At 67.3% G+C, this 12,467-nt stretch carries 12 protein-coding genes; 9 read left to right on the top strand and 3 right to left on the bottom strand.

Annotation, left to right across the window (positions count from 1 at the left end):
* Positions 1-159 precede the first annotated feature (159 nt).
* From NSQ78_RS14885 to cysS, 3 genes are read right to left on the bottom strand one after another with little or no spacing between them, the layout of a single operon-like run.
* Positions 160-1,407, bottom strand: coding sequence for an MFS transporter (locus NSQ78_RS14885; protein WP_049468118.1), 1,248 nt, complete (start codon positions 1,405-1,407; stop codon positions 160-162).
* The gene (locus NSQ78_RS14880) at positions 1,404-1,856 is read right to left on the bottom strand and encodes a SufE family protein (RefSeq protein WP_053460907.1); all 453 of its coding nucleotides are present in this window, start codon (positions 1,854-1,856) and stop codon (positions 1,404-1,406) included. The genes NSQ78_RS14885 and NSQ78_RS14880 overlap by 4 nt, the downstream gene beginning before the upstream one ends.
* Before the next feature lie 56 nt (positions 1,857-1,912).
* Positions 1,913-3,289, bottom strand: a complete 1,377-nt coding sequence (gene cysS / locus NSQ78_RS14875) for a cysteine--tRNA ligase (protein WP_064238900.1) — start codon at positions 3,287-3,289, stop codon at positions 1,913-1,915.
* 187 nt (positions 3,290-3,476) lie between these two features.
* Here cysS and NSQ78_RS14870 point away from each other — a divergent pair, with 187 nt between their 5' ends.
* The 9 genes from NSQ78_RS14870 (at position 3,477) to NSQ78_RS14830 (ending at position 12,464) form a co-directional block, all read left to right on the top strand.
* On the top strand, positions 3,477-4,040 hold the full coding sequence (locus tag NSQ78_RS14870) for a hypothetical protein (RefSeq protein ID WP_053460905.1): 564 nt from the start codon (positions 3,477-3,479) through the stop codon (positions 4,038-4,040).
* A gap of 318 nt (positions 4,041-4,358) precedes the next feature.
* Positions 4,359-5,369, top strand: coding sequence for an N-acetylornithine carbamoyltransferase (locus NSQ78_RS14865; protein ID WP_057493584.1), 1,011 nt, complete (start codon positions 4,359-4,361; stop codon positions 5,367-5,369).
* Between the two features lie 119 nt (positions 5,370-5,488).
* Positions 5,489-6,685, top strand: a complete 1,197-nt coding sequence (locus tag NSQ78_RS14860) for an argininosuccinate synthase (RefSeq protein WP_049468128.1) — start codon at positions 5,489-5,491, stop codon at positions 6,683-6,685.
* A 151-nt stretch (positions 6,686-6,836) separates the two neighbouring features.
* Positions 6,837-7,925: an acetylornithine deacetylase gene (locus NSQ78_RS14855; RefSeq protein ID WP_053460902.1), complete on the top strand. Its 1,089-nt coding sequence runs from the start codon at positions 6,837-6,839 to the stop codon at positions 7,923-7,925.
* Between the two features lie 75 nt (positions 7,926-8,000).
* Complete coding sequence (locus tag NSQ78_RS14850; RefSeq protein ID WP_064238899.1) at positions 8,001-9,329, top strand: acetylglutamate kinase; 1,329 nt, start codon at positions 8,001-8,003, stop codon at positions 9,327-9,329.
* Positions 9,330-9,332: 3 nt separating this feature from the next.
* A complete protein-coding gene (locus tag NSQ78_RS14845; RefSeq protein ID WP_064238898.1) occupies positions 9,333-9,935 on the top strand; it encodes a GNAT family protein in 603 nt (200 codons plus the stop codon).
* Entirely contained in the window at positions 9,932-10,885 is a 954-nt protein-coding gene (argC, locus tag NSQ78_RS14840; protein WP_064238897.1) for an N-acetyl-gamma-glutamyl-phosphate reductase, read from the top strand. Before NSQ78_RS14845 ends, argC begins: the two co-directional genes overlap by 4 nt.
* A 20-nt stretch (positions 10,886-10,905) precedes the next feature.
* Positions 10,906-12,201 carry an argininosuccinate lyase gene (gene argH / locus NSQ78_RS14835; protein ID WP_064238896.1) on the top strand — a complete coding sequence of 432 codons (1,296 nt, stop codon included), beginning with the start codon at positions 10,906-10,908 and terminating at the stop codon, positions 12,199-12,201.
* Positions 12,201-12,464 carry a YciI family protein gene (locus NSQ78_RS14830; protein ID WP_064238895.1) on the top strand — a complete coding sequence of 88 codons (264 nt, stop codon included), beginning with the start codon at positions 12,201-12,203 and terminating at the stop codon, positions 12,462-12,464. The genes argH and NSQ78_RS14830 overlap by 1 nt, the downstream gene beginning before the upstream one ends.
* Positions 12,465-12,467 lie beyond the last annotated feature (3 nt).

Here is a 12,467-nt window from a genome sequence, read left to right as displayed (position 1 = left end):
AGGAGCACAGGACACCGGTGCGCAGCACCGGCTCGCGGATGGCGGCGCGCTTCTTTGGTTACTTTCTTTTCGCGAAAAGAAGGTGACAAGCCCAATCATCGACGGAGAGCAACGGCCCCAGCCAAACGCCCGGCGCCGCCGAATCCGCTGTTCGCAGCGTCACTGCAGGTCGCGAAGATTCAGTTTCCGCAGCGTCGGGTTCTTCCACGCGGTGATCCCGGCCACGCTCAGCACGGCGAACCCACCCAGCACCACGGCCGGCACCAGGCCGAGCAGTTTTGCCATCGTGCCGGCATAGAACGCGCCCAGCTCGTTGGACGAACTGATGAAGATGCCGTTGATCGACGATACGCGACCGCGCATCTCTTCCGGCGTGGCCAGCTGCAGGATGGTCGAGCGGATCACCACCGAAACGCCATCGAAGGCGCCGTAGAACAGCAGGATCAGCGCCGACAGCCAGAAGTGCTGCGACAGCCCGAAGCCGATCACGCACAGGCCGAACCCGGCCACCGCGAACAACAGCACGCGGCCGGCATTGCGGTGCAGCGGGTGGCGCGCCAGCCACAGGCCGACGCACACCGAGCCCAGCGCCGGCATGGCGCGCAGGATGCCCAGGCCTTCCGGGCCGTGGTGCAGGATCTCGTGCAGGAACGCCGGCAGCATCGCCACCACGCCCCCCAGCAGCACCGAGAACATGTCCAGCGCCATCGCGCCGACCATGATCCGGTTGCCGACCACGAAGCGCGCGCCTTCGGCGATGCTCTTGAAGATCGGGGCGGCCGGGCCGGCATGCACCGGTTCTTCCACTTTCAGCGTGGCCAGGCAGGCCATCGCCACCAGCGCGAAGGCGGTGGCCACCGCGTAGGACAGCCCCTTGCCACCGAAGCCGACCAGCACGCCGCCCAGTGCCGGGCCGGCGATCATGCCGGCCTGGAACACCACCGCGCCCAGGCCGGCGCCACGGGCGAACTGGTCACGGGCCAGAACGCGGGCGAACAGGGCGTTGTAGATCGGCGACAGGAAGGCGCGGACCATGCCGGTCAGTGCGATGGCCGCATAGATCGGCCACACGCCGGCAATCGGCAGCCCGCCCATGGCCACGCTGGTCAGCACCAGGGCGGTGGCGATCAATCCGCAGCAGGCGACCATGCCGAGACGGCGGCGCGGCAGGTGGTCCACCAGGTAACCGGCGAACGGCGCCACGCAGAAGAACGGCACGACCTCGGCCAGGCCGATCAGGCCCAGCGAGAACGGATTGCGGGTGACTTCGTAGATGTGCCAGCCAACGGTGACCGCGACCACCTGGTAGGACAGCATCGCAAAGATGCGGTACGCCAGCAGCCTGGCGAAGCCGGGCCGGGACAGCAGGCCCAGCGCGGTGTCTTCGGCCGTGGCAGGCTCGCTCACGACGGGTCGCGCTGCAGCTGGGCCTGCGCGGTCTCGCGGATGAAGGCCAGCATCGCCGCCACGCCGTTGCTGCGGGTGGGCGAGAGGTGGCGGGCCAGGCCGATGTCCTGGATGTAGCTCGGCTCGGTGTCCAGGATCTCCTGCGCCGAGCGCCCGGAGTACACGCGCAGGGCCAGGAAGATCAGGCCGGAGACAATCGCCGAATCACTGATGGCATGGAAGCGCAGCGACTGCGCGTTGCCTTCGGGCACGATCCAGACCATCGACTGGCAGCCGAGCAGGCGATGCTGTTCGGTCTTCCAGTCTTCAGGGAAGGGCGGCAGCTTGCGGCCGAGGTCGATCAGGTACTGGTAGCGCTCGGACCAGTCGCCGAAGAAGCCGAATTCCTCGGCGATGGCGGCCTGGGCCTCGGCGGCGGTGGGTTCAAGCGGGAACGGGGAGTCGGTCACAACAGTCTCTACGGTGGGGCGTGGCCGGCGGACCGGCCACGGGGCAGGGCGGGTCGTCAGCCGCGCTTGCGCGACCAGCGCACGCCCTGCGGGGTGTCTTCCAGCACGATGCCTTCGGCGGCCAGCTGGTCGCGGATGGCGTCGGAACGGGCGAAGTCGCGCGCCTTCTTGGCGGCGGCACGCGCATCGATCAGGCCCTGGATGCGGGCATCGTCGCCGTCATCGCTGGCGGTGGTGCCGAACCACTGTTCCGGATCGGCCTGCAGCAGTCCGAGCACCAGGCCGGCACCGAGCAGCTCACCCTTCAGGCGTGCCTGCTCTGCCGGGTCGGTGGCCCGGCGCGCATCGGCGGCGATGCGGGCCACTTCGGCCAGCGCCTGCGGCGTGTTGAGGTCATCATCCAGGGTGGCCTCGACCGTGGCCGGGATCGCCACGACCGCCTCGACCGATGCCAGTTCGCGCAGGGTGCCGTACAGGCGGTCCAGGGTGCGCACCGACTGCTCGATCAGTGCATCGGACCAGTCCAGCGGCTGCCGGTAGTGGGCCGACAGCAGGGCCAGGCGCAGCGCTTCCGGCGGATGCTGGCGCACCAGGTCGTGCACGCGCTCGATGTTGCCCAGCGACTTGCTCATCTTGGCGCCGCCGAAGTTGAGCATGCCGTTGTGCAGCCAGAAGCGGGCGAAGATCCTGCCGCCGTGGGCGCATTCGCTCTGCGCGATCTCGTTCTCATGGTGCGGGAACTGCAGGTCGACGCCGCCGGCGTGGATGTCGATGGTCTCGCCCAGGTGGGCGGCGGCCATCGCCGAGCATTCGATATGCCAGCCCGGACGGCCCCGGCCCCACGGCGATTCCCAACCGGGCAGGTCGTCGCTGGACGGCTTCCACAGCACGAAATCGCCCGGGTCACGCTTGTACGGTGCCACGTCGACGCGGGCACCGGCCAGCATTTCGTCCGGGTCGCGGCGCGAAAGCTTGCCGTAGCCGTCGAAGCTGGCCACCGCGAACAGCACGTGGCCCTCGGCGGCATAGGCATGCCCATTGGCGATGAGCTGCTCGATCATCGCGATGATCTGCGGCATGTGCGCGGTCACTTCCGGCTCGATATCCGGCGGCACCACGCCCAGCGCGGCCATGTCTTCACGGTAGGCGGCGGCGAAGCGGTCGGTGATGGTGCTGATCGGCACCCCCTGCTCGCGCGCGGCGGTGTTGATCTTGTCGTCCACATCGGTGATGTTGCGGGCGTAGCGCAGTGCGCCGAAACGGCGCCGCAGCAGGTCGGCCAGCACCCCGAACACCACCGGGCCACGGGCGTTGCCGATGTGCACGTAGTTGTAGACCGTCGGGCCGCACACATACAGGGTCGGACAGGCCGGGTCGAGCGGGGTGAACGGTTCGAGCTGGCGAGTCAGGTTGTTGTGCAGGCGCAGGGTCATGGGGCTGTGGCTGGGGGACAAGCCTGTGATTTTAGAACGTGTCGCGCCCCTTTGGGGGCACCGGTTGCCACCGGTGGACGCCGGTTGTTCCAGGGTGGGGTGGGCAGGAGCGGCGTGGACGGGTAATGTTCAGCCCCTTGCGCTCGCCACTGCCTACACTATTGCCGTGTCCTTGCTCCCGTCGCCAATGAAACCCACCGCGTTGCTGACCCTGGCCTGCCTGTCGGCGCTGCCCGCCGTGGTGCTGGCGCAGGAGGCCGAGCCCCGCAACCGGGTGGTGATCGTGGAGAACGTGAAGTTCGACTACGCCCAGGTGCTGAATGTCGAACCGGTGTTCCAGACCCTGCGCGCAACCCGCACCGAGGAGCATTGCGAGCCGGTGTCGACCCGTACTCTGGCCCCGGTCAACGTGACCGGCGAGGAACCGGTCGAGGACAAGGGCCGGATCAGCCGCTTCTGGGACTCGGTGCGCTCGATGTTCAAGCGCAGCGATGACGAGGTTTCCGAGGACCCCGCTGCCGAGACGCCCGCCCCCGCCCCGGCCAGCAACGGGCCGATGCTGACCCGCGACTGCCGCATCGTGCCGGTGGGGCGTGAATTCCGCCGCCCCATCGCCTATGACGTGGATTACGTCTACAAGGGCACCAAGTACCGCTCGCGGCTGCCGGAAGACCCCGGCAACCGGCTCAAGATCCGGGTGTCGATCACCCCGTGGGTCGGCCCTGAGCAGGGCACGGCCAGCAATCCCTGATTCTGCGACCCCGGCCCCTTGCGCCGGCCCCGGTCGCATGCAAAGATATCCGGCCATGAAGCTCACCGACTTCCAGCACGACAGCAGCGCAGCCCGACAGGCGTCGGGCATGACCTCGCGTGCGCGTCGACCGGAACCCCACATTCTCGCTGGGTAACCGGAGCTTTTTGCTGTTCGTCCGAAAAAAACCCAGCCCGCCGGCTGGGTTTTTTCGTTTCCGCGTTCTGAAAGCTGCAACTGCAATCTTTTCGCTTCACCTTTGCTTCCTGTTTTCCCTTCCACCGCGTCGAACCCGGCGCCGCCACGCAAGGAAAGATGATGTCCCCCAAGCACTTCCTGAACACCCAGGACTGGAGCCGCAGCGATCTTGATGCGCTGTTGACCCAGGCGGCGCTGTTCAAGCGCAACAAGCTCGGCGACCAGCTCAAGGGCAAGTCGATCGCGCTGGTGTTCTTCAACCCGTCCATGCGCACCCGCACCAGTTTCGAACTGGGCGCGTTCCAGCTCGGCGCCCATGCGGTGGTGCTGCAGCCGGGCAAGGATGCGTGGCCGATCGAGTTCAACCTCGGCACGGTGATGGACGGCGATACCGAGGAGCACATTGCGGAAGTGGCCAAGGTGCTGGGCCGTTACTGCGACATCATCGCCGTGCGTGCGTTCCCGAAATTCCAGGACTGGGCGTACGACCGCCAAGACATCGTCCTCAACAGCTTCGCCAGGTATTCGCCGGTGCCGGTCATCAACATGGAGACCATCACCCACCCGTGCCAGGAGCTGGCCCACATCATGGCGCTGCAGGAGCATTTCGGCACCCAGGACCTGCGTGGCAAGAAGTACGTGCTGACCTGGACCTACCACCCCAAGCCGCTCAACACCGCCGTGGCCAACTCGGCGCTGACCATCGCCACCCGCATGGGCATGGACGTGACCCTGCTGTGCCCGACGGCCGACTACATCCTCGACGAGCGCTACATGGGCTGGGCCGAGCAGAACGTGGCCGAGAGCGGCGGTTCGCTGAAGATCAGCCATGACATCGACAGCGCCTACGCCGGCGCCGACGTGGTCTACGCCAAGAGCTGGGGCGCGCTGCCGTTCTTCGGCAACTGGGAACCGGAGAAGCCGATCCGTGACCAGTTCAAGCACTTCATCGTCGACGAACGGAAGATGGCGCTGACCAACAACGGTGTGTTCAGCCACTGCCTGCCGCTGCGCCGCAACGTGAAGGCCACCGACGCGGTGATGGATTCGCCGCAGTGCATCGCCATCAACGAAGCCGAGAACCGCCTGCACGTGCAGAAGGCGATCATGGCGGCAGTTGCCGGGCGCTAGATCGCACAAGGGGTAGGGCCGACCGCTGGTCGGCTGCTCCCGCAGCGGCGCACCCAACATTTCGGCCGACCAATGGTCGGCTCTACCGAATTCTCATCCCCCAAGTGGACCTGACCCCCATGAGCAACAAAGACGTCGTTCTCGCCTTCTCCGGCGGCCTGGATACCAGCTTCTGCGTGCCGTACCTGCAGGAGCGTGGCTACAACGTGCACACCGTGTTCGCCGACACCGGCGGCGTGGATGATGAGGAGCGCGACTTCATCGAAAAGCGCGCCGCCGAACTGGGCGTGGCCAGCCACGTCACCGTCAACGGTGGCCCGGCCATCTGGGAAGGCTTCGTCAAGCCGTTCGTATGGGCCGGCGAAGGCTACCAGGGCCAGTACCCGCTGCTGGTCTCGGACCGCTACCTGATCGTCGATGCCGCGCTGAAGCGTGCCGCCGAACTGGGTACCCACATCATCGCCCACGGCTGCACCGGCATGGGCAACGACCAGGTCCGCTTCGACCTGGCCGTGAAGGCACTGGGCGATTACCAGATCATCGCGCCGATCCGCGAGATCCAGAAGGAACACACCCAGACCCGCGCCTACGAGCAGAAGTACCTGGAAGAGCGTGGCTTCGGCGTGCGCGCCAAGCAGCAGGCCTACACCATCAACGAGAACCTGCTGGGCCTGACCATGTCCGGCGGCGAGATCGACCGGTGGGAAGCCCCGGGCGAGGGCGCGCGCGGCTGGTGCGCACCGCGCAGCGAGTGGCCGGAACAGGCGCTGACCGTCACCCTGAAGTTCGTTGAGGGCGAAGCCGTCGAACTGGATGGCAAGGCGCTGCCGGGCGACCAGATCCTGGCCCAGCTCAACAAGCTGTTCGCTCCGTACGGCGTGGGTCGCGGCGTCTACACCGGCGACACCGTGATCGGCCTGAAGGGCCGCATCGTGTTCGAGGCCCCGGGCCTGGTCTCGCTGCTGGCCGCACACCGCGCGCTGGAAGATGCGGTGCTGACCAAGCAGCAGAACCGCTTCAAGCCGGACGTGGCGCGCAAGTGGGTGGAGCTGGTGTACGAAGGCTTCTACCACGACCCGCTGAAGACCGACATCGAAGCCTTCCTGAAGTCCTCGCAGGCCAAGGTCAACGGTGAAGTGGTGCTGGAAACCCGTGGTGGCCGCGTCGATGCGGTGGCCGTGAAGTCGCCGCACCTGCTCAACACCAAGGGCGCCACCTACGCGCAGTCGGCCGACTGGGGCGTGGAGGAGGCCGAAGGTTTCATCAAGCTGTTCGGGATGAGCTCCACTGTCTATGCGCAGGTCAATCGCGGTTGACCTGTGACGGGGGGCCGGCCGCTGGCCGGCGCCTCGCAACGTCAATGGAAGGTAGTGCCGGCCGCTGGCCGGCTCGTGGCACGGCTGGATCATTGCGGAGCCGGCCAGCGGCCGGCACTACCGATTTCGAACCCTACGGATATTCAGACACATGCTTGACCAGACGCTCGATCACCTGCAGGCCCTGGTGTCCTTCGACACCCGCAACCCGCCGCGTGCGATCACCACCGGTGGCATCTTCGATTACCTGCGCGCGAACCTGCCCGGCTTCAATGTCGAGGTGATCGACCATGGCGCCGGTGCGGTCAGCCTGTATGCCGTGCGTGGTACGCCGAAGTACCTGTTCAACGTGCATCTGGATACCGTGCCCGATTCGCCGCACTGGAGTGCCGACCCGCACGTGATGCGCCGGCTGGATGACCGCGTGGTCGGCCTCGGCGTGTGCGACATCAAGGGCGCGGCCGCGGCGCTGGTGGCCGCGGCCAATGCCAGCGACGGTGATGCCGCGTTCCTGTTCTCCAGCGACGAGGAAGCCAACGATCCGCGCTGCATCGCCGCCTTCCTGGCCCGTGGCCTGCCGTATGAAGCGGTACTGGTGGCCGAACCGACGATGAGCGAAGCGGTGCTCGCGCACCGTGGCATCAGTTCGGTGCTGATGCAGTTCGCCGGCCGTGCCGGGCACGCCTCGGGCAAGCAGGATGCGGCCGCCAGCGCGCTGCACCAGGCCATGCGCTGGGGCAACCGCGCGCTGGACCATGTGGAATCGCTGGCCTCGGCGCGCTTTGGTGGGCTGACCGGCCTGCGTTTCAACATCGGCCGCGTCGAAGGTGGGATCAAGGCCAACATGATCGCACCGGCTGCCGAAGTACGGTTCGGGTTCCGCCCGCTGCCGTCGATGGACATCGACGGCCTGCTGGCGACCTTCGCCGGATTCGCCGAACCGGACGCTGCCGTGTTCACCGAGACCTTCCGTGGCCCGAGCCTGCCGGCCGGTGACATCGCCGAAGCCGAGAACCGCCGCCTGCTGGCGCGTGACGTGGCCGATGCGCTGGAGCTGCCGATCGGCAATGCCGTGGATTTCTGGACCGAGGCGTCGCTGTTCTCGGCCGCTGGCTACACCACGCTGGTGTTCGGCCCGGGCGACATCGCCCAGGCCCACACCGCCGACGAGTTCGTGACGCTGGACCAGCTGCAGCGCTATACCCACGCCGTGCACCGGATCATCGCCGCCGGCGCCTGATCGACCCTACAACGCCGCCCGGCCCCGGCCGGGTGGACCTGCAACGCGGCGACCGCCGCCTGTGACGAAACCGAAATGTCTCCTGCCCTCCAGCCTCACCGCCAGACCCGCCAGACCATCGTGCGCCTGCTCTCCAGCATGGCCAGCGCGAAGGAGATCAGCCAGTACCTCAAGCGCTTCTCGCAGCTGGATGCCAAGCGCTTCGCCGTGGTCAAGGTCGGCGGCGCAGTGCTGCGCGACGACCTCGACGCGCTGACCTCCTCACTGTCGTTCCTGCAGGAAGTCGGGCTGACCCCGATCGTGCTGCACGGCGCCGGTCCGCAGCTGGACGCCGAGCTGTCGGCCGCCGGCATCGAGAAGCAGACGGTCAACGGCCTGCGCGTGACCTCGCCGGAAGCGCTGGCGATCGTGCGCCGGGTGTTCCAGCAGTCCAACCTGCGCCTGGTCGAAGCGCTGCAGCAGAACGGTGCGCGTGCCACCTCGATCACCGGTGGCGTGTTCGAGGCCGAGTACCTGGACGTGGACACCTACGGCCTGGTCGGCGAGGTGAAGAAGGTCAACCTGGCCCCGATCGAGGCCAGCCTGCGCGCCGGCTCGATCCCGGTCATCACCAGCCTGGGCGAAACCGCGGGCGGGCAGATCCTCAACGTCAACGCCGACTTTGCCGCCAATGAACTGGTGCAGGAACTGCAGCCGTACAAGATCATCTTCCTGACCGGCACCGGTGGCCTGCTGGACGAGCAGGGCAACGTGATCGATTCGATCAACCTGTCCACCGAGTACGACCACCTGATCGCGCAGCCATGGATTCATGGCGGCATGAAGGTGAAGATCGAGCAGATCAAGGATCTGCTTGATCGCCTGCCGCTGGAATCGTCGGTATCGATCACCCGGCCGGCCGACCTGGCCAAGGAACTGTTCACCCACAAGGGCTCGGGCACGCTGGTGCGCAAGGGCGAGAAGGTGCTGCGCGCCACCGCCTGGGACGAACTGGACCTGCCGCGCCTGAAGGGCCTGATCGAGTCCAGCTTCGGCCGCACCCTGGTGCCGGACTACTTCGAGAAGACCCGGCTGCTGCGTGCCTATGTCAGCGAGAACTACCGCACCGCCGTGATCCTCACCGACGAGGCCGAGGGCGTGTACCTGGACAAGTTCGCCGTGCTCGACGATGCGCAGGGCGAAGGCCTGGGCCGTGCGGTCTGGAACGTGATGCTGGAGGAAACCCCGCAGCTGTTCTGGCGTTCGCGCCATGGCAATCCGATCAATCATTTCTACTACGCCGAATCCGATGGCTGCTACAAGCAGGATCACTGGAAGGTGTTCTGGTTCGGTGCCGATGGCATCGACCGCATCAAGACCTATGTCGACCACTGCGCCCAGCGCGCGCCGAGCCTGCTGGGGTGAGCGATGAGCCCTCCTGACGCCTGGAACGCGGTTCCCACCCTGCGCGGCCAGCACGTGACGCTGCAGCCGCTGCAGCCTGCACACGTGCCGGGCCTGCGCGATGCGCTCGAAGGCAGTGGCCGTGACCAGCTCTGGTACACCCAGGTGCCGTCGCCGCAGCAGGTCGAGCCCTATGTGCAGGCGGCGCTGCAGGCACAGAGCGAAGGCAAGGTACTGCCGTTCGTGATCCGCGATGCGGCCGGCGCCATCATCGGCAGCACGCGCTTCTACGACATGGATGCCAGCGTGCCCAGGCTCAGCCTCGGCTACACGTGGTACACGCCGCGCGTGCAGCGCACCGGTGCCAACACCGAAGCCAAGCTGTTGCTGCTGCAGCATGCGTTCGAGGTGATGGGCTGCATCAGTGTGGTGCTGGAAACCAGCTGGTTCAATCTCACCTCGCGCACCGCCATCGCCCGCCTCGGCGCCAAGCAGGATGGCGTGCTGCGCAACCACAAGCGGCACGCCGACGGCACGCCGCGCGACACCGTCATCTTCTCCATCATCGACGCGGAATGGCAGGGCGTGAAGCGCCACCTGCAGTACCGCCTGGACAGCCACGCATGAACGATTCGACCTTTACCCTTGGCATCGTCGGTGCCCGCGGCCATACCGGCGCCGAGCTGATCAAGCTGGTGGCCGCCCACCCGCGGCTGCAACTTGCCTTCGTCTCTTCGCGCGAGCGCGCCGGACAGCGCCTGTCCGACCACCATCCGGAATTCCAGGGGCACCTGCAGTACGAGAACCTGGACGCCGACGCGGTGGCGGCCAAGGGTGTGGACGCGGTGATCCTGGCCCTGCCCAACGGCCTGGCCGCGCCGTTCGTGGCCGCGCTGGACGCAGCGAAGCCGGATACCGTCATCGTCGATCTCTCGGCCGACTACCGTTTCGACAACGGCTGGTACTACGGCCTGCCGGAGCTGACCCGCGGCCGCTACACCGGCCAGAAGCACATCAGCAACCCGGGCTGCTATGCCACGGCGATGCAGCTGGCGGTGCATCCGCTGCTGGACCTGCTGGCCGGCCCGCCGCAGTGCTTCGGTGTGTCCGGCTACTCCGGCGCCGGCACCACGCCGTCGGACAAGAACAACGTCGAACTGCTGGCCGACAACCTGATGCCGTATGCGCTGACCAACCACGTGCACGAGCGCGAGGTGTCGGTGCAGCTGGGCGTGGCCGTGGAATTCATGCCGCACGTCGCGCCGCACTTCCGGGGCATCACGCTGACCGCCAACCTGTGGCTGAACCGCGTGCAGACCCGCGAACAGATCGTCGAGCGCTTCCAGCAGGCCTATGCCGGTGAACCCCTGATCGACGTGGTGGATGAAGCGCCGTGGGTCAGGCGCATCGCCGGCCGCCACGGTGCCCAGGTCGGTGGCTTCACCCTCGCCCCGGGCGGCAAGCGGGTGGTGGTGGTGGCGACCCTGGACAACCTGCTCAAGGGCGCGGCCACCCAGGCCATGCAGAACCTCAACCTCGCGCTGGGCATCGACGAACTGACGTCGATCCCGCACTGAACCCGCCTTCCGGAGCCCCCATGGCAGACCTTCTTTGGCAGAAGCCCGGCGTCGCCGTCGACGCCCAGATCCAGACCTTCCTCGCCGGCGACGACGTGATCCTCGACCGCGAGTTCTTCCTGCACGACATTGCCGCCAGCGCCGCGCACGCGCAGGGCCTGCAGCACATCGGCATCCTCAGCGCCGATGAGCGGGCCGGCCTGCTGCGCGAACTGGAGGTGCTGGCGCAGGACTTCCGTGAGGGCCGCTTCATACTGGATACGCAGTACGAAGATGGCCACTCGGCGATCGAAGCACGGCTGACCGAGCGTCTCGGCGATGCCGGCCGCAAGATCCACACCGGTCGCAGCCGCAACGACCAGATCCTGGTGGCCACGCGCCTGTGGCTGAAGGAGAAGCTGCAGCGCGTGGCGCAGCTCAGCGCGGAAGTGGCCAAGGTCGCGCTCGACCGTGCGCAGGCCGAGAAGGCCCTGCCGATTCCCGGTTACACCCACATCCAGCGCGCCGTGGTGTCCTCGGCGGGCATGTGGTGGGCCGGCTGGGCCGAGGCCTTCATCGACAACGCCATCCGCGCCCGCGACACCCATGCGCTGGTCGACGCCAATCCGTTGGGTACCGCTGCCGGCTACGGCGTGAACCTGCCGCTGGACCGCGAGCACACCACGGCGGCGCTCGGCTTCGCGCGCATGCAGATCTCGCCGATCTATGCGCAGCTGTCGCGCGGCAAGTTCGAGCTGGCAGCGCTGGAAGCCCTCGGTGGCGCCACGCTGGACCTGCGCCGCATCGCCTGGGACCTGTCGCTGTTCACCAGTGCCGAGTTCGGCTTCGTCGCGCTGCCGGCGCAGTACACCACCGGCAGTTCGATCATGCCCAACAAGCGCAATCCGGACGTGATCGAGCTGATGCGCGCCACCCACGCCAGCGTTGCTGCCGCGCGCACCGAGATCGAGCAGCTGCTGTCGCTGCCCTCGGGTTATCACCGCGACCTGCAATCGTCCAAGGGCGCCATCTTCCATGGCTTCGGCCGCGGCCTGGCCGCGCTGGAGCTGCTGCCGGCATTGCTGGCCAACCTGGAATGGCGCGACGACAGGCTGCGCGCAGCGATCGACTCGGGCATGTACGCCACCGACGTGGCGGTGGAAGCGGCCGTGGCCGGTGTGCCGTTCCGCGAGGCCTACAAGGCGGCAGCGGCAGGTGCCGACAGTGCAGGGCAGGGGCGCACGCCGGAAGGCAGCCTGGCTGCGCGCGTGTCGCCCGGCTCGGCGGCCGACCTGCGCCTGGAGCAACTGCACGCACGCTGGCAGGCGCTGTCCTGATGGCGGGCACCGTCTACCTGGTGCTGGCGATGCGCCGTCCGGACTTCAATGCTGCGGCGGTGCAACCACACCGCGATTTCCTCGATGCGTTGCAGGCACAGGGCAAGCTGCAGCTGACCGGCGGCTTCGCCGATGGCAGCGGTGGCGCCTACGTGCTGTGCAACGTGGACAGCCTGGCGCAGGCGCAGGCCATCGTCGCCACCGACCCGCTGGTGACGATGCAGGCCTCCGACCTGACCTTGCACGAATGGAACATCCGCTGAGAG

This window comes from Stenotrophomonas sp. FSL W7-1447 (assembly GCF_037966425.1).
Lineage (GTDB): Bacteria > Pseudomonadota > Gammaproteobacteria > Xanthomonadales > Xanthomonadaceae > Stenotrophomonas > Stenotrophomonas pavanii.
This window is presented reverse-complemented; position numbering and strand designations above follow the sequence as displayed.

What these genes read in the sequence shown, in the direction of transcription:
- argH (WP_064238896.1), top strand. Translation starts at nt 10,906, where the DNA reads ATGGCAGACCTTCTTTGGCAGAAGCCCGGCGTCGCCGTCGACGCCCAG.
- NSQ78_RS14855 (WP_053460902.1), top strand. Translation starts at nt 6,837, where the DNA reads ATGCTTGACCAGACGCTCGATCACCTGCAGGCCCTGGTGTCCTTCGAC.
- NSQ78_RS14850 (WP_064238899.1), top strand. Translation starts at nt 8,001, where the DNA reads ATGTCTCCTGCCCTCCAGCCTCACCGCCAGACCCGCCAGACCATCGTG.
- NSQ78_RS14845 (WP_064238898.1), top strand. Translation starts at nt 9,333, where the DNA reads ATGAGCCCTCCTGACGCCTGGAACGCGGTTCCCACCCTGCGCGGCCAG.
- argC (WP_064238897.1), top strand. Translation starts at nt 9,932, where the DNA reads ATGAACGATTCGACCTTTACCCTTGGCATCGTCGGTGCCCGCGGCCAT.
- NSQ78_RS14860 (WP_049468128.1), top strand. Translation starts at nt 5,489, where the DNA reads ATGAGCAACAAAGACGTCGTTCTCGCCTTCTCCGGCGGCCTGGATACC.
- NSQ78_RS14865 (WP_057493584.1), top strand. Translation starts at nt 4,359, where the DNA reads ATGTCCCCCAAGCACTTCCTGAACACCCAGGACTGGAGCCGCAGCGAT.
- NSQ78_RS14830 (WP_064238895.1), top strand. Translation starts at nt 12,201, where the DNA reads ATGGCGGGCACCGTCTACCTGGTGCTGGCGATGCGCCGTCCGGACTTC.
- cysS (WP_064238900.1), bottom strand. Translation starts at nt 3,289, where the DNA reads ATGACCCTGCGCCTGCACAACAACCTGACTCGCCAGCTCGAACCGTTC.
- NSQ78_RS14870 (WP_053460905.1), top strand. Translation starts at nt 3,477, where the DNA reads ATGAAACCCACCGCGTTGCTGACCCTGGCCTGCCTGTCGGCGCTGCCC.